Below are 15,255 nucleotides of genomic sequence, written 5' to 3'. Positions count from 1 at the left end.
GGGTTCCAGAGCGGCCCTGATGAGTGAGGATTCAGTACCATGGCTTACAGCGAAAAGGTCATCGACCACTACGAAAACCCGCGCAACGTCGGCAAGATGAACGCGGAAGACCCTGATGTCGGCACTGGCATGGTCGGCGCTCCGGCGTGCGGCGACGTTATGCGCCTGCAGATCAAGGTCAACGACGCTGGCGTTATCGAAGACGCCAAGTTCAAGACTTACGGCTGCGGTTCCGCCATTGCCTCAAGCTCCCTCGCGACCGAGTGGATGAAAGGCAAGACCCTGGATGAGGCTGTCACCATCAGCAACACCCAGCTGGCCGAAGAATTGGCCTTGCCGCCAGTGAAAATTCACTGCTCCGTACTCGCAGAAGACGCCATCAAGGCGGCCGTTCGCGACTACAAGCAGAAGAAAGGCTTGATCTAAGCATTTGGCGACGAGTAAGGAGTCAACGATGGCTATCAGCATGACAGAAGCGGCTGCGCAGCACATTCGCCGCTCCCTGAATGGGCGCGGTAAAGGTGAGGGGATTCGTCTGGGTGTTCGCACCACGGGCTGTTCCGGCCTCGCCTACGTGCTGGAGTTTGTCGACGAGGTGGTCGAAGAGGATCAGGTGTTCGAAAGTCACGGCGAGAAAGTGATCATCGACCCTAAAAGCCTTACCTACCTGGACGGCACCGAGCTCGATTTCGTCAAGGAAGGGTTGAACGAAGGCTTCAAGTTCAACAACCCAAACGTGCGCGGTGAATGTGGCTGCGGCGAAAGCTTCAACATCTGAGGCTATCTGTGGGTACTCCTTGTCATTTCGCTTTATTCGAGCTGCAGCCGAGCTTTCGGCTGGACCTCGAGCAGCTTGCCACGCGCTACCGAGAATTGGCGCGTGGCGTGCATCCGGACCGCTTCGCTGACGCTTCCGAGCGTGAGCAACGCCTGGCGCTGGAGAAGTCGGCCAGCCTCAATGAAGCCTATCAGACGCTTAAAAGCCCTCCGAAACGCGCGCGTTACCTGCTCGCGATGAATGGTGGCGAGTTGCCGATTGAAGTCACGGTGCACGACCCGGACTTCCTGATGCAGCAGATGCAGTGGCGCGAAGAACTCGAAGATTTGCAGGACGAAGCCGATGTGGCTGGTGTCGCAGTCTTCAAGCGCCGTCTGAAAGTGGCCCAGGATGAGCTCAACGAAAGCTTCGCAGCCTGTTGGGATGATGCAGCGCAACGTGAACAGGCCGAACGCCTGATGCGGCGCATGCAGTTCCTCGACAAGCTCACCTACGAAGTGCGCCAGCTAGAAGAGCGCCTCGACGATTAACCCAGTGCTGCCCGTGCACGCCTGATAGACAGATAAGACCTGATTACCATGGCCCTACTGCAGATCGCCGAACCCGGCCAAAGCCCTCAACCGCACCAGCGTCGCCTGGCGGTCGGGATTGACCTGGGCACCACCAATTCCCTGGTCGCCGCCTTGCGCAGCGGCCTGTCCGAACCGCTGCCCGACGCCGATGGCCAGGTTATCCTGCCGTCGGCCGTGCGCTATCACGCTGACCATATTGAAGTCGGTGAGTCGGCCAAGCTGGCGGCGTCCTCCGATCCTTTGAACACCGTGCTGTCGGTCAAACGCTTGATGGGTCGTGGTCTGTCCGACGTCAAGCAATTGGGCGACCAGCTGCCGTATCGCTTTGTCGGTGGCGAATCGCATATGCCATTCATCGACACCGTCCAGGGCCCCAAAAGCCCGGTGGAAGTGTCGGCCGATATCCTCAAGGTGCTGCGCCAGCGCGCGGAAACCACCTTGGGCGGCGAACTGGTCGGCGCGGTGATCACCGTGCCTGCGTATTTTGACGACGCTCAGCGCCAAGCCACCAAGGACGCGGCGAAGCTCGCCGGTCTGAACGTGCTTCGCCTGCTCAATGAGCCGACGGCCGCCGCTGTGGCCTATGGCCTGGATCAGCACGCCGAAGGCCTGGTTGCAATTTACGACCTGGGCGGCGGCACCTTTGATATTTCGATCCTGCGCCTGACCGGCGGTGTGTTCGAAGTGCTGGCCACCGGTGGTGATACCGCCCTGGGCGGCGATGACTTCGATCACGCCATTGCCGGCTGGATCATCACCAGCGCCGGTTTGTCCGCCGACCTTGACCCGGGCGAGCAGCGTCATTTGCTGCAAACCGCCTGCGCGGCCAAAGAAGCGCTGACTGACGCCCGTTCTGTCGATGTTTCCTACGGTTCCTGGTCGGCCCAGCTGACGCGCGAAGCCTTCGACGCGCTGATCGAGCCAATGGTCGCTCGCAGCCTTAAAGCCTGTCGCCGTGCGGTACGTGATTCCGGTGTTGAGCTGGAAGACGTCGCTGCCGTGGTTATGGTCGGCGGTTCGACTCGTGTGCCGCGTGTGCGCGAAGCCGTTGCTGAAGCATTTGGTCGCCAGCCGCTGACCGAAATCGATCCGGATCAAGTGGTTGCCATCGGCGCTGCGATCCAGGCCGATACCCTGGCCGGCAACAAGCGCGACGGTGGCGAATTGCTGCTGCTCGACGTGATCCCGTTGTCCCTGGGGCTGGAAACCATGGGCGGCCTGATGGAGAAGGTGATTCCACGCAACACCACCATCCCCGTTGCCCGCGCCCAGGACTTCACCACCTATAAAGATGGCCAGACGGCCATGATGATTCATGTGCTGCAAGGTGAGCGCGAGCTGATCAGCGACTGCCGTTCCCTGGCGCGCTTTGAATTGCGCGGCATTCCGGCGATGGTGGCCGGTGCAGCGAAAATTCGCGTGACCTTCCAGGTTGACGCCGATGGTCTGCTCAGCGTGGCTGCGCGTGAACTGGGTTCGGGCGTAGAAGCCAGCATCCAGGTCAAGCCGTCCTACGGCCTGACCGACGGCGAGATCGCCAAAATGCTCAAGGATTCGTTCCAGTACGCCGGTGACGATAAAGTCGCCCGCGTACTGCGTGAACAGCAAGTTGATGCGCAGCGCTTGCTTGAGGCCGTACAAGGCGCTCTCGACACCGACGGCGCGCGCCTGTTGGACGCCGAAGAGCGCATGGTCATCGACCTGCAGATGCAGGAACTGGCCGAACTGATGAAAGGCAACGATGGTTACGCCATCGAGCAGCAGACCAAGCGCCTGTCGCAAGTGACTGATGCCTTTGCCGCCCGCCGCATGGATCAGACGGTGAAAGCCGCACTGGCCGGGCGCAACCTGAATGAAATTGAGGAATAATTAATGCCGCAGGTCATTTTTCTGCCACACGCCGAGCATTGCCCGGACGGTATGGTCGTGGAGGCTGAGACCGGCAAGTCCATCCTCGAAGTTGCCCATGACAACCACATCGAGATCGAGAGTGCCTGCGGCGGTGTTTGCGCCTGCACCACCTGCCACTGCGTGATTCGCGAGGGTTTCAACTCGCTTGAAGAAGCGGATGAGCTGGAAGAAGACTTTCTGGACCGCGCGTGGGGCCTTGAAGCGACTTCTCGCCTAAGCTGTCAGGCAAAGGTTGGGACCGAAGACATCACCGTCGAAATTCCGAAATATTCCCTCAACCATGCGGCTGAAGCACCGCATTGATTCAAGGAAATGTCATGAGCCTGAAATGGGTTGATGTACAAGAAATCGCTATACAACTTGCTGAAGCCCACCCTGAGGTCAATCCTCTGACGGTCAACTTCGTCAAGCTGCGCAATCTGGTGATGGAGCTGCCGGACTTTGATGACATCCCCGACCGGGGTGGCGAAAAGGTTCTGGAGGCGATTCAAGGCCTGTGGATCGAAGAAGCAGACTGAGCCGCCTTATTACGCAGTTAGGCAATACCCAATAACCCGCGTATAATTCGCGGGTTTAATTTTTCGTAAATTACCGTTTCTGGAGTTACACCATGGCTGTTCAACGTACTTTCTCCATCATCAAGCCTGACGCTGTTGCAAAAAACGTCATCGGCGAGATCACCACTCGTTTCGAAAAAGCCGGCCTGAAGGTTGTAGCTTCGAAACTCAAGCAACTGTCCAAAGCTGAAGCTGAAGGCTTCTACGCTGAGCACAGCGCTCGTGGTTTCTTCGGCGACCTGGTTGCCTTCATGATCTCCGGTCCTGTTGTTGTTCAGGTTCTGGAAGGCGAAAACGCTATCGCTCTGAACCGTGAGCTGATGGGCGCTACCAACCCTAAAGAAGCAGCTGCCGGCACCATCCGTGCTGACTTCGCTGAGTCCATCGACGCCAACGCTGTTCACGGTTCGGACTCCGAAGCCGCTGCTGCTCGCGAAATCTCGTACTTTTTCGCTGCTACTGAAGTAACCGCTCGCTAAGCATCGGCTTAAAGAGTGAGGGTGAATCCATGACTACATCGACTGTTAAAACCAACCTGCTGGGTCTGACTCAGCCGGAAATGGAGAAATTCTTCGACTCAATCGGGGAGAAGCGTTTCCGTGCCGGTCAGGTAATGAAGTGGATTCACCACTTTGGTGTCGACGATTTCGACGCCATGACGAACGTCAGCAAGGCCTTGCGCGATAAGCTCAAGGCCATTGCTGAGGTCCGTGGTCCCGAAGTGGTCAGCGAGGACATCTCCAGCGACGGCACCCGTAAGTGGGTGGTGCGCGTGGCGTCCGGCAGCTGCGTCGAGACCGTCTACATTCCCCAGGGCAAGCGCGGCACTTTGTGCGTTTCGTCCCAGGCAGGCTGTGCCCTGGACTGCAGTTTCTGCTCCACCGGCAAGCAAGGCTTCAATAGCAACCTCACCGCCGCCGAAGTCATCGGCCAGGTGTGGATTGCCAACAAATCCTTTGGCAGCGTCCCGGCAACCGTCGACCGTGCCATCACCAACGTGGTGATGATGGGCATGGGTGAGCCGCTGCTGAACTTCGACAACGTGATTGCGGCCATGCACCTGATGATGGACGACCTGGGCTACGGCATTTCCAAGCGCCGTGTGACCCTGTCGACCTCAGGCGTAGTGCCGATGATCGATGAGCTGGCCAAGCACATCGACGTCTCCCTGGCGTTGTCGCTGCACGCGCCCAATGACGCATTGCGTAATCAATTGGTGCCGATCAACAAGAAGTATCCGCTTAAGATGCTGCTCGAATCTTGCCAGCGTTACATGGCGACTCTGGGCGAGAAGCGTGTGTTGACCATTGAGTACACCATGCTCAAGGACATCAACGACAAGGTTGAGCACGCCGTCGAGATGATCGAGTTGCTCAAGAACACCCCGTGCAAGATCAACCTGATTCCGTTTAACCCGTTTCCACATTCTGGCTACGAGCGGCCGAGCAACAATGCTATCCGCCGTTTCCAGGATCAACTGCACCAGGCCGGCTACAACGTCACCGTACGCACCACGCGTGGTGAAGACATCGACGCCGCCTGTGGCCAATTGGTAGGGCAGGTGATGGACCGCACCCGCCGTAGCGAACGTTATATCGCCGTGCGCGAACTTAACGCCGCCGAAGATTTGCCGCAAATTGCTGTGAATCGAATCTGAGAGAGGATCTCTATGCCCTTGCGCCTTGCGCTGCTTTTGCTAGTTACCGGCCTCGCGGCCGGTTGTGTTTCATCGGGCCATGACAGCCCTTTGCAGACGGGTAAAGGCCGTGACGAGGCGCGAGTTGCCTATGTGCAACTGGGCTTGGGTTATTTGCGGCAAGGCATGAGCGAGCAGGCCAAGGTGCCGTTGAAAAAGGCCCTCGAACTGGACAGCGATGATGCCGACGCGAATGCCGCATTGGCTTTGGTGTTCCAGGCCCAGGCTGAGCCTGATTTAGCCGATCAATATTTCCACAAGGCTTTGGCCTCGCGCCCTGCGGACCCTCGGCTGCTGAACAATTACGGCAGCTTCCTGTTCGAGCAGAAACGTTATGACCAGGCTTCCCGTTATTTCCAGCAAGCCTCCGCCGACGCCCTTTACCCGGAGCGGTCGCGGGTATTCGAGAACCTTGGGGTCACCTCGATGCGCCTCGGCCAGCGTGACAGCGCGCGCCAGCAGCTGGAAAAAGCCCTGCATTTGAACAGTCGTCAGCCACGCGCGTTGCTCGAAATGGCTGAGTTGTCTTACGAAGACAGGCATTATGTGCCTGCACGTGACTATTACGAGCGTTTTAGCCTGCTCAGCGGGCAAAATGCACGTAGTCTATTGCTCGGTGTGCGGCTGGCGACGGTTCATGATGAACGCGATACAGCCGCACGTTTTGGCCAGCAACTCGAACGACTCTATCCCGGTACGCCGGAATATCAGCAATACCTGTCGGAGCAATGATGAAAGCGGCGCACCCGGAAGTTGTAGCAGCTAATCGCGTAAACCCAGGCGAGACCTTGCGTCAGGCCCGCGAAAGCAATGGTTGGTCGCTGGCAGAAGTGGCCCTCAAGCTCAATTTGACCACGACTTCCCTGGGCAACCTGGAAGCCGGCGCGTTCGACAAGCTGCCTGGGCATACCTTCGCCCGCGGCTATATCCGCGCCTATGCCAAGCTGCTGGGCATTGACCAGACCGTGCTGGTCCAGGAATTCGACCAATTTACCGGCACCGACTCTCAGGGCAGCAATGTGCATGGCCTGGGTCGCATCGAAGAACCGGTGCGGGTTTCCCACACGATTTTGCGCATTGTCAGCCTGTTGCTGCTGATTGCCGTGATCGGCGGCGGTTTCGTCTGGTGGCAAGACCAGGCCTCCCAGCGCAGCAAGGACCTGACCAGCAACGCCATGGAGCACGTCGAAGTCGAAAGCGCCGACGGCACCACCCAGATTCACCCGCTGGATGAGCCGGAAGACCAGGCCGTTGCCGAAGGGCAAGCCGCGCCAGAAGCGCCGGCCGCCGCCGAGCAGCCCGCGCCGGAAGCGGGTACTGCAGCGGCGACTGCTGCCGTGCCGACTCCAGCCGCACCGGCGGCTCCGGCCGCGCCAACTGCCCAGGCCCATACCCCAGCCGTTGCCGCTCAGGCTCCAACGACCGCCGCGCCAGCTGCACCGGCAGCGCCGGCCGTTGCGCCGCCAGCTGCGCCTGCGTTGATCGCCGGTGACGGCCATATCCAGATTACCTTCGTCGCTGACTGCTGGACGCAAGTCACCGATGGCAACGGCAAAGTGCTGTTCAGTGGTTTGAAGCGTAAGGGAGATACGCTTGACCAAGGCGGCAAGCCTCCTTTGACGCTGCGTCTGGGCTTTGCCCGTGGCGCGCAAGTGGCCTACAACGGCCAGCCTGTGGACGTAGCGCCGTTCACCAGTGGCGAGACCGCTCGCCTCAAGTTGGGACAATAGTCATGCACGGCGAATCTCCAATCAAACGTCGCGTATCGCGCAAGATCTGGGTCGGCTCGGTGCCGGTGGGTGGCGATGCCCCCATCGCGGTGCAGAGCATGACCAACAGCGACACCAATGATGTCGCCGCCACCGTCGCCCAGATCAACCGTCTGGAAGCGGCCGGCGTAGACATCGTGCGGATTTCCGTGCCAGACATGGACGCTGCCGAAGCCTTCGGCCGCATCAAGCAGCTGGTCAAGGTGCCGCTGGTTGCCGACATTCACTTCGATTACAAAATTGCCTTGCGTGTCGCCGAGTTGGGCGTCGATTGCCTGCGCATCAACCCGGGCAACATTGGTCGCGAAGACCGTGTGCGCGCAGTGGTGGATGCTGCCCGTGATCGCGGCATTCCGATCCGCATCGGTGTCAACGCCGGTTCCCTGGAAAAAGACCTGCAGAAGAAATACGGCGAACCGACCCCGGCCGCGCTGGTTGAATCGGCGCTGCGCCACGTTGAGCACCTTGAACGCCTGAATTTCCAGGACTTCAAGGTCAGCGTAAAGGCTTCCGACGTGTTCATGGCGGTAGAAGCCTACCGCCTGCTGGCCAAGGAAATCGTGCAGCCGCTGCACCTGGGTATCACTGAAGCGGGCGGTTTGCGCTCAGGCACAGTGAAATCTGCGGTAGGTCTCGGTATGCTGCTCGCCGAAGGGATTGGCGATACTATCCGCATCTCCCTGGCGGCGGACCCGGTAGAGGAAGTGAAGGTCGGTTACGACATTCTCAAATCCCTGCATTTGCGTTCCCGTGGCATCAACTTCATTGCCTGCCCGAGCTGCTCGCGGCAGAACTTCGACGTGGTGAAAACCATGAACGAACTGGAAGGGCGCCTCGAAGACTTGCTGGTGCCACTGGATGTTGCGGTGATTGGCTGTGTGGTTAACGGCCCGGGTGAAGCCAAAGAGGCGCACATCGGCCTGACTGGCGGTACGCCCAACCTGATTTACATCGACGGCAAGCCGTCGCAGAAGTTGACGAATGACAATCTGGTGGATGAGCTCGAAAGACTGATCCGCGAGAAAGCGGCCGAGAAGGTCGCGGCTGACGCAGCGCTGATCGCGCGCGGCTAAGAACGAATTTAAGGATTAGATGTGAGCAAGTCTCTGCAAGCCATTCGTGGCATGAACGACATCCTGCCGGAGCAGACGCCGTTGTGGCGCTACTTCGAAAGCACGGTCGCGCGCCTGCTGGATAACTACGGTTACAAGCAGATCCGCATGCCGATCGTCGAATTCACCGAGCTGTTCAAGCGCTCTATCGGTGAAGTGACCGACATCGTCGAAAAAGAGATGTACACCTTTGAAGACCGCAACGGCGACTCCCTGACCCTGCGTCCGGAAGGCACAGCTGCGTGCGTGCGCGCCGTGCTCGAGCATGGCATCACGGGTGGCGGCCAGACCCAGAAGCTGTGGTACATCGGCCCGATGTTCCGCCACGAGCGCCCGCAGAAAGGTCGCTACCGTCAGTTCCACCAGATCGGTTGCGAAGTCTTCAACCTGGATGGTCCGGACATCGACGCCGAGCTGATCGTGCTGACCTGGCGCCTATGGGGCCAACTGGGTATCCGCGACGCGGTCAAACTCGAACTCAACAGCCTGGGCACCAGCGAATCCCGGGGCCGCTATCGCGAAGCCCTGGTCGAGTACCTGTCCGCGCACCTGGACAAGTTGGATGAAGACAGCCAGCGCCGTCTGAAAACCAACCCGTTGCGTGTACTGGATACCAAGAACGCCGACACCCAGGCCGTACTGGTCGATGCGCCGAAAATGGCCGACTACCTGGACGACGAATCGCGCACGCACTTCGAGGGCCTCAAGGCTCGTCTGGATGCGGCCGGTATTCCCTACGTGATCAACCCGAAACTGGTGCGTGGTCTCGATTACTACAGCAAGACCGTATTCGAGTGGGTCACCGACAAACTCGGCGCTCAGGGCACCGTGTGTGCCGGTGGTCGCTACGACGGCCTGGTTGAGCAAATGGGCGGCAAGCCGACCACGGGCGTGGGCTTTGCCATGGGCATCGAGCGGCTGATCCTGCTGCTCGAAACCCTGGAGCAGGTTCCGGAAGAAATTTCCCGTCAGGTGGATGTGTACCTGTGCGCCTTTGGCGAGGCCGCCGAACTGGCCGCCCTGGCCCTGAGCGAGAAAGTACGCGACCAACTGCCGAACCTGCGCCTGCAGGTCAATGCCGGCGCCGGCAGCTTCAAGAGCCAGTTCAAGAAGGCCGACAAGAGCGGTGCGCTGTATGCACTGATCCTCGGCGATGACGAGCTGGCCCAGCAAGTGATAGGTTTCAAACCCCTGCGTGGCCAGGGCGAGCAACAGAACATTGCCTTTGATGCGCTTGCCGCGCACTTGGCCACCTGCGTCGTGCAGGGTTGAAGCTGTCGAACAGCCGAATTTAGCGATTAAGGAGTATTGGGGTGTCGAGTACTGATGATGAGCAGATGGCCGAGTTCAAGGACTGGTGGCAGCGTAACGGCAAGCCCCTGGTTACCGGCGGTCTGCTGGCTTTAGTGGTGGTGTTCGGCTGGCAAGCCTGGCACAAGTATCAGGCCAACCAGTCCCAAGGCGCCTCGGTCCTCTATCAGCAATTGCTGGAAACCACGCTCACGCCGGACGGCAAGCCTGATCCTGCCCAGGTTGCAGACCTGGCCGGCAAGCTCAAAAGCGAATTCGGCGGTAGCACCTACGCCCAGTACGGCAGCCTGTTCGTCGCAAAAGTTGCGGTGGACACCGGCAAGCTGGATGACGCCGCGACCGAACTGAAGGCCATCGCCGACAAGCCGACCAACCCGACCCTGGGTGAAATCGCACGTCAGCGCCTGGCACAGGTATTGGCGGCACAGAACAAGGCTGACGAAGCACTCAAACTGCTCGACGGCGATGCTGACAAAGCATTTGTGGCCACTCGTGAAGAGCTCAAGGGCGACCTGTTGGTCCAATTGGGTCGTACCGACGAAGCCCATGCTGCGTACCAAAAAGCCAAGGCGGCGCTGTCTGATGAAGCGGCAGTCGGTGGCTTACAAATCAAGCTGGACGACTTGGCCAAAGGGGATGCGTGACGTGATCCGTTGGAAACATGCAGCATTGCTGGCTCTGGCCGTTCTGGCCGCGGGTTGCAGCAGCAACAGTAAAAAAGAACTGCCTCCGGCCGAGCTGACCAGCTTCAAGGAAGAAGTGGTTCTGCAAAAGCAGTGGAGCCGCTCCGTCGGTGATGGCCAGGGCGACCTGTACAACCTGCTGCAGCCGGCAATCGACGGCGAAAACATTGTGGCCACTGACTCCACTGGCGTGATCATTGCCATGGATCGCATGAATGGCGACGTGAAGTGGAAGAAAGACCTCGAGCTGCCGGTTTCCGGTGGCGTGGGTGTCGGCTACGGCATGGTGCTGGTCGGTACGCTCAAGGGCGACGTGGTTGCTCTGGACTCGGCGACGGGCGAAGAGAAATGGCGCGCTCGTGTGACCAGTGAAGTGCTCGCAGCGCCTGCCACCAACGGCGATGTCGTAGTGGTGCAGACCCAGGATGACCGTGTGATCGGCCTGGACGCCGCCACCGGCAACCAGCGTTGGTTGTACGACAGCACCCCTGCGGTGCTGACGCTGCGCGGTACCAGTGGTCCGATTGTGACCAACAACCTGGCCGTTGCAGGCCTGTCGACCGGTAAAGTGGTCGCCCTGGATACCCAGAACGGCGTGCCGGCCTGGGAAACCCGTGTGGCAATCCCTCAAGGTCGTTCCGAACTGGATCGCGTTGTGGACATCGACGGCGGCTTGCTGCTGTCGGGCGAAACCCTTTACGTGGCCACCTACCAGGGCCGTGTTGCGGCGCTGGACCTGCAAAGCGGCCGCATCAACTGGCAGCGTGATGCTTCCAGTTATGCCGGTGTCGCCCAAGGGTTTGGCAGCGTCTACGTAAGCCTGGCGTCCGGCACCGTTGAAAGTGTCGATGAGCGTTCCACCACTGCATTGTGGAGCAACGACTCTCTGGCCCGCCGTCAACTGTCGGCACCGGAAGTGTTCTCCAGCTACGTAGCGGTAGGCGACTTCGAAGGTTACCTGCATCTGCTGAGCCAAGTGGACGGTCGTTTTGTCGGCCGCGAGCGTATCGACAGCGACGGCCTGCGTGCCCGTCCGCTGGTCGTGGGTAACATGCTTTACGTGTATGGCAACAGCGGCAAGCTGGAAGCCCTGACCATCAAGTAAGAACTATGCTTGGGGTAAAACCCAGGCGGCCCCGCTTCGGCGGGGCATGCGGCATTTAAATATGCTGCCCCGAGCACCAGCCGCTGCCTTGCAGCGGCTTTTGTATTTTCTGAAATAACGAAGTGGAGAGCCGCATGGTTCCCGTAATCGCCCTGGTGGGCCGACCTAACGTCGGCAAGTCCACCTTGTTCAACCGCCTGACCAGGACTCGCGACGCCATCGTCGGCGACTTGTCCGGTCTGACCCGTGATCGCCAATACGGTGAGGCAAAGTGGCAAGGGCGCTCCTACATTATTGTCGACACCGGTGGTATCTCCGGTGACGAGCATGGCATGGACGAAAAGATGGCCGAGCAGTCGCTGCTCGCTATCGAAGAAGCCGATGTCGTGTTGTTCCTGGTGGACGCCCGCGCGGGCTACACCGCTGCCGACCAGATGATTGGCGAGCACCTGCGCAAGCGCAACAAGCGTTCCTATCTGGTCGCCAACAAGATCGATAACATCGATCCTGAGGCGGCCCGTGCCGAGTTCAGCCCGATGGGCCTGGGCGACGCGATCCCGGTCGCCGGTGCTCACGGTCGCGGTATCACCCAGATGCTGGAAATCGCCCTGCGCGACTTCCCTAAGGATGACGCCGAGGAAGAAGAAGGCATCGAGGAGATCGTCGCCGAAGGTGAGGAAGCCAAGCGCATTCCTGGCCCGAGCGAAAAAGACGGTATCAAGATTGCCATCATCGGCCGCCCGAACGTTGGCAAGTCGACCCTGGTTAACCGCATGCTCGGTGAAGACCGCGTAATCGTTTATGACCAGCCCGGTACCACCCGCGACAGTATCTACATCCCGTTCGAGCGTAACGACGAGAAGTACACGCTGATCGACACCGCCGGTGTGCGCAAGCGCGGCAAGATCCACGAGGAAGTTGAAAAGTTCTCGGTGGTCAAAACCCTGCAAGCGATCAAAGACGCCAACGTGGTGATCTTCGTGATGGACGCCCGCGAAGGCGTGGTGGACCACGACCTCAACTTGCTGGGCTTTGCCCTGGAAGCCGGTCGCGCCCTGGTGATCGCGATCAACAAGTGGGACGGCATGACGCCGAGCGAGCGCGATTTCGTCAAGATCGAGCTGCAGCGTCGCCTGTTCTTTGTTGAGTTCGCCGATATCCACTTTATCTCGGCACTGCACGGCACTGGCGTGGGTAACCTCTACGCGTCCGTACAGAACTCGTTCAAGTCCGCGGTCACCCGCTGGCCGACCAACCGTCTGACCCAGATCCTGGAAGACGCGGTTGGCGAGCACGCGCCACCGATGGTCAACAACCGCCGGATCAAACTGCGTTACGCCCACTTGGGTGGTGCCAACCCGCCGATTATCGTGATCCACGGTAACCAGATCGAGAAAGTGCCAAAGTCCTATGTGCGTTACCTGGAAAACACCTACCGCCGTGTCTTGAAACTGGTCGGTACGCCGATCCGTATCGAGTTCAAAGGTGGCGAGAACCCATACGAAGGCAACAAGAACACATTGACTGACCGTCAGGTGAACAAGAAGCGTCGTTTGATGACTCACCACAAGAAGGCCGACAAGAAGCGCCGCGACAAGAAATAAGCGCCGCTTCAAGTTCTAAGCTACACGCTGCAAGAGAGGGCTCTTTGAGCCCTTTTTTGTGCCTGATGGATTGCTGGCTTGACCTGCTTGCAGCTTGCAGCTTAAAACTTGCAGCTCACCCGAAGGGGGCTCCCATGATCACCAGCAAGCTGCCGAATGTCGGTACGACCATTTTCACCACCATGTCGCAACTCGCTGCCGAGACCGGCGCGCTCAACCTGTCCCAGGGCTTTCCCGATTTCAATGGACCCAAGGCGTTGCTCGATGCGGTGGGCCAGCACGTTGCCAGCGGGCATAACCAGTATTCACCGATGACCGGTTTGCCAGCCCTGCGCCAGCAAGTGGCGGCCAAGATCGCCCGCAGCTACGGCGCAACGGTTAATCCTGACAGCGAAGTGACCATTACTCCCGGCGCCACTGCCGCGATTTTCTGTGCGATTCAGGCGGTGATCCGCAACGGCGATGAAGTCATCGTGTTCGACCCCTGCTACGACAGCTACGAGCCCTCGGTCGAGCTGGCCGGCGGTCGCTGCGTGCATGTGCAACTGAGCCTGCAGGGCTTCTCCCTGGACTTTGAAAAGATCAAGGCCGCGCTGTCGCCGCGCACGCGCATGATCATCCTCAACACCCCGCACAACCCGACCGGCGCACTGATCAGCCGCGCCGAGCTGGACCAGTTGGCCGAATTGGTCCGCGACCGCGATATCTATCTGGTCAGCGATGAAGTCTACGAACACTTGGTGTTCGACGGCGTGCCCCATGTCAGCGTATTGGCCCATGAAGAACTGTATCAGCGTGCGTTCGTGGTCAGCTCTTTCGGCAAGACTTACCACGTCACCGGCTGGAAAACCGGCTACGTGGTCGCGCCACCGGCGCTGACCGCTGAACTGCGCAAGGTGCATCAATATGTCAACTTCTGCGGCGTGACCCCTTTGCAGTACGCTTTGGCGGACTTCATGGCCGATCACCCGGAACATGTCGAACAATTGCCGGCTTTCTACCAGGCCAAGCGCGACCTGTTCTGCGACTTGCTGGCGCCGTCGCGCTTCAGCTTTGCCCGGGTGACCGGTACTTACTTCCAATTGGTGGATTACTCACAGATTCGCCCGGACCTGGATGACGTCGCCATGTCGCTGTGGATGACCCGCGAGCACGGCGTGGCGACGATCCCGGTCTCGGTGTTCTACCAGAACCCACCCCAAGGCCAGCGCCTGGTGCGCCTGTGCTTTGCCAAACGCGAGGAGACGCTGCAACAAGCAGCCGAAAAACTATGCGTGATCTGAGTGCATTACCCAACCTGAACATCGCCCTGGTGCAGACCAGCCTGGTGTGGCATGACCGTCAGGCCAACCTGGAACATTTCGAGCTGTTGCTGGAGCAGGCCAAAGGGGCCGACCTGATTGTGCTGCCGGAGATGTTCACCACCGGGTTTTCAATGGAGTCGCAGACCCTTGCTGAACGGGAAAACGGCCCGACCCATCACTGGCTCCAGGCTCAGGCGGCGAAGTACAACGCCGTGATCACCGGCAGTGTGATTATCCAGGCCGCCGATGGCAGTCATCGCAACCGCCTGCTGTGGGCGCGGCCGGACGGCGAGGTGTTGCACTACGACAAGCGCCACTTGTTCCGTATGGCGGGCGAGCACGATCACTACACGCCGGGTGAGCGCCAGGTGCAGTTCGAATTGAAGGGTTGGCGTATTCGGCCGTTGATTTGCTATGACCTGCGCTTCCCGGTGTGGAGCCGTGATGCTCAGGACACTGACTTGCTGCTGTACACCGCCAACTGGCCGGGTGCGCGGCGCCTGCACTGGAACCGTTTGCTGCCAGCGCGCGCGATCGAAAACCTGTGCTACGTGGCGGCGGTGAACCGGGTGGGCACGGATGGGAAGGGCTTTGCCTACACCGGAGACAGTCAGGTGCTGGATTTCCAGGGCGAGACCTTGCTGAGTGCAGGGGAGGCGGATGGCGTGTTTCAGGTGTGCCTGGAGGCGGCAGAGCTGGCGGCGTATCGCGAAAAATTTCCGGCGAACCTTGACGCAGACAGGTTTGAGTTTGTCTGAAAGACCGCTTTCGCGAGCAAGCCCGCTCCCACATTTGGAATGCATTGCGCCTGTGGGAGCGGGTTTGCCCGCGAAGAGGCACTTACTGACCCCAC

General features: G+C 59.7%; 17 protein-coding genes. All 17 read left to right on the top strand.

Translation table 11 applies throughout. The annotated features are described in order from the left end of the window. The first annotated feature begins 39 nt into the window (after positions 1-39). The 17 genes from iscU (at position 40) to C4J83_RS24925 (ending at position 15,160) form a co-directional block, all read left to right on the top strand. Entirely contained in the window at positions 40-426 is a 387-nt protein-coding gene (gene iscU / locus C4J83_RS25005; RefSeq protein WP_003175965.1) for a Fe-S cluster assembly scaffold IscU, read from the top strand. Between the two features lie 28 nt (positions 427-454). Beyond that, complete coding sequence (gene iscA, locus C4J83_RS25000) at positions 455-778, top strand: iron-sulfur cluster assembly protein IscA (protein ID WP_003209680.1); 324 nt, start codon at positions 455-457, stop codon at positions 776-778. 8 nt (positions 779-786) lie between these two features. Next, a complete protein-coding gene (hscB, locus tag C4J83_RS24995) occupies positions 787-1,308 on the top strand; it encodes a co-chaperone HscB (protein WP_106578269.1) in 522 nt (173 codons plus the stop codon). 48 nt (positions 1,309-1,356) lie between these two features. Continuing rightward, positions 1,357-3,219, top strand: a complete 1,863-nt coding sequence (gene hscA, locus C4J83_RS24990; protein WP_124418418.1) for a Fe-S protein assembly chaperone HscA — start codon at positions 1,357-1,359, stop codon at positions 3,217-3,219. A gap of 3 nt (positions 3,220-3,222) precedes the next feature. Beyond that, positions 3,223-3,564 carry an ISC system 2Fe-2S type ferredoxin gene (gene fdx / locus C4J83_RS24985; RefSeq protein WP_015885743.1) on the top strand — a complete coding sequence of 114 codons (342 nt, stop codon included), beginning with the start codon at positions 3,223-3,225 and terminating at the stop codon, positions 3,562-3,564. A gap of 14 nt (positions 3,565-3,578) precedes the next feature. After that, entirely contained in the window at positions 3,579-3,779 is a 201-nt protein-coding gene (gene iscX, locus C4J83_RS24980) for a Fe-S cluster assembly protein IscX (protein ID WP_003238461.1), read from the top strand. Positions 3,780-3,871: 92 nt separating this feature from the next. Continuing rightward, entirely contained in the window at positions 3,872-4,297 is a 426-nt protein-coding gene (gene ndk, locus C4J83_RS24975; protein ID WP_003175956.1) for a nucleoside-diphosphate kinase, read from the top strand. Between the two features lie 29 nt (positions 4,298-4,326). Next, positions 4,327-5,475: a dual-specificity RNA methyltransferase RlmN gene (rlmN, locus tag C4J83_RS24970; protein ID WP_005791178.1), complete on the top strand. Its 1,149-nt coding sequence runs from the start codon at positions 4,327-4,329 to the stop codon at positions 5,473-5,475. Between the two features lie 12 nt (positions 5,476-5,487). Next, positions 5,488-6,246 carry a type IV pilus biogenesis/stability protein PilW gene (gene pilW, locus C4J83_RS24965; protein WP_124418417.1) on the top strand — a complete coding sequence of 253 codons (759 nt, stop codon included), beginning with the start codon at positions 5,488-5,490 and terminating at the stop codon, positions 6,244-6,246. Further along, a complete protein-coding gene (locus C4J83_RS24960) occupies positions 6,246-7,244 on the top strand; it encodes a RodZ domain-containing protein (protein ID WP_124418416.1) in 999 nt (332 codons plus the stop codon). Before pilW ends, C4J83_RS24960 begins: the two co-directional genes overlap by 1 nt. A gap of 2 nt (positions 7,245-7,246) precedes the next feature. Further along, positions 7,247-8,356, top strand: coding sequence for a flavodoxin-dependent (E)-4-hydroxy-3-methylbut-2-enyl-diphosphate synthase (gene ispG, locus C4J83_RS24955; RefSeq protein WP_071485714.1), 1,110 nt, complete (start codon positions 7,247-7,249; stop codon positions 8,354-8,356). 21 nt (positions 8,357-8,377) lie between these two features. Next, positions 8,378-9,667 (top strand): histidine--tRNA ligase, encoded by a 1,290-nt coding sequence (gene hisS / locus C4J83_RS24950; protein WP_106578273.1) that lies wholly within the window; start codon positions 8,378-8,380, stop codon positions 9,665-9,667. Between the two features lie 65 nt (positions 9,668-9,732). After that, positions 9,733-10,350: a tetratricopeptide repeat protein gene (locus C4J83_RS24945; RefSeq protein ID WP_177410102.1), complete on the top strand. Its 618-nt coding sequence runs from the start codon at positions 9,733-9,735 to the stop codon at positions 10,348-10,350. Continuing rightward, entirely contained in the window at positions 10,343-11,494 is a 1,152-nt protein-coding gene (bamB, locus tag C4J83_RS24940) for an outer membrane protein assembly factor BamB (protein ID WP_106578274.1), read from the top strand. The genes C4J83_RS24945 and bamB overlap by 8 nt, the downstream gene beginning before the upstream one ends. A 134-nt stretch (positions 11,495-11,628) precedes the next feature. Then, the gene (der, locus tag C4J83_RS24935; protein WP_106578275.1) at positions 11,629-13,098 is read left to right on the top strand and encodes a ribosome biogenesis GTPase Der; all 1,470 of its coding nucleotides are present in this window, start codon (positions 11,629-11,631) and stop codon (positions 13,096-13,098) included. 134 nt (positions 13,099-13,232) lie between these two features. Beyond that, positions 13,233-14,381: a pyridoxal phosphate-dependent aminotransferase gene (locus tag C4J83_RS24930; protein WP_119736834.1), complete on the top strand. Its 1,149-nt coding sequence runs from the start codon at positions 13,233-13,235 to the stop codon at positions 14,379-14,381. Further along, positions 14,369-15,160 carry an amidohydrolase gene (locus tag C4J83_RS24925; protein ID WP_124418415.1) on the top strand — a complete coding sequence of 264 codons (792 nt, stop codon included), beginning with the start codon at positions 14,369-14,371 and terminating at the stop codon, positions 15,158-15,160. The genes C4J83_RS24930 and C4J83_RS24925 overlap by 13 nt, the downstream gene beginning before the upstream one ends. Positions 15,161-15,255: the final 95 nt, after the last annotated feature.

The organism is Pseudomonas sp. LBUM920, from assembly GCF_003852315.1.
Classification (GTDB): Bacteria; Pseudomonadota; Gammaproteobacteria; order Pseudomonadales; family Pseudomonadaceae; genus Aquipseudomonas.
Note: the sequence above shows the minus strand (reverse complement) of the source record. Positions and strands in the feature narration are given on the sequence as shown.

What these genes read in the sequence shown, in the direction of transcription:
- iscU (WP_003175965.1), top strand. Translation starts at nt 40, where the DNA reads ATGGCTTACAGCGAAAAGGTCATCGACCACTACGAAAACCCGCGCAAC.
- C4J83_RS24960 (WP_124418416.1), top strand. Translation starts at nt 6,246, where the DNA reads ATGAAAGCGGCGCACCCGGAAGTTGTAGCAGCTAATCGCGTAAACCCA.
- iscA (WP_003209680.1), top strand. Translation starts at nt 455, where the DNA reads ATGGCTATCAGCATGACAGAAGCGGCTGCGCAGCACATTCGCCGCTCC.
- bamB (WP_106578274.1), top strand. Translation starts at nt 10,343, where the DNA reads ATGCGTGACGTGATCCGTTGGAAACATGCAGCATTGCTGGCTCTGGCC.
- ndk (WP_003175956.1), top strand. Translation starts at nt 3,872, where the DNA reads ATGGCTGTTCAACGTACTTTCTCCATCATCAAGCCTGACGCTGTTGCA.
- iscX (WP_003238461.1), top strand. Translation starts at nt 3,579, where the DNA reads ATGAGCCTGAAATGGGTTGATGTACAAGAAATCGCTATACAACTTGCT.
- pilW (WP_124418417.1), top strand. Translation starts at nt 5,488, where the DNA reads ATGCCCTTGCGCCTTGCGCTGCTTTTGCTAGTTACCGGCCTCGCGGCC.
- rlmN (WP_005791178.1), top strand. Translation starts at nt 4,327, where the DNA reads ATGACTACATCGACTGTTAAAACCAACCTGCTGGGTCTGACTCAGCCG.
- C4J83_RS24930 (WP_119736834.1), top strand. Translation starts at nt 13,233, where the DNA reads ATGATCACCAGCAAGCTGCCGAATGTCGGTACGACCATTTTCACCACC.
- C4J83_RS24925 (WP_124418415.1), top strand. Translation starts at nt 14,369, where the DNA reads ATGCGTGATCTGAGTGCATTACCCAACCTGAACATCGCCCTGGTGCAG.
- fdx (WP_015885743.1), top strand. Translation starts at nt 3,223, where the DNA reads ATGCCGCAGGTCATTTTTCTGCCACACGCCGAGCATTGCCCGGACGGT.
- der (WP_106578275.1), top strand. Translation starts at nt 11,629, where the DNA reads ATGGTTCCCGTAATCGCCCTGGTGGGCCGACCTAACGTCGGCAAGTCC.
- C4J83_RS24945 (WP_177410102.1), top strand. Translation starts at nt 9,733, where the DNA reads ATGGCCGAGTTCAAGGACTGGTGGCAGCGTAACGGCAAGCCCCTGGTT.
- ispG (WP_071485714.1), top strand. Translation starts at nt 7,247, where the DNA reads ATGCACGGCGAATCTCCAATCAAACGTCGCGTATCGCGCAAGATCTGG.
- hscA (WP_124418418.1), top strand. Translation starts at nt 1,357, where the DNA reads ATGGCCCTACTGCAGATCGCCGAACCCGGCCAAAGCCCTCAACCGCAC.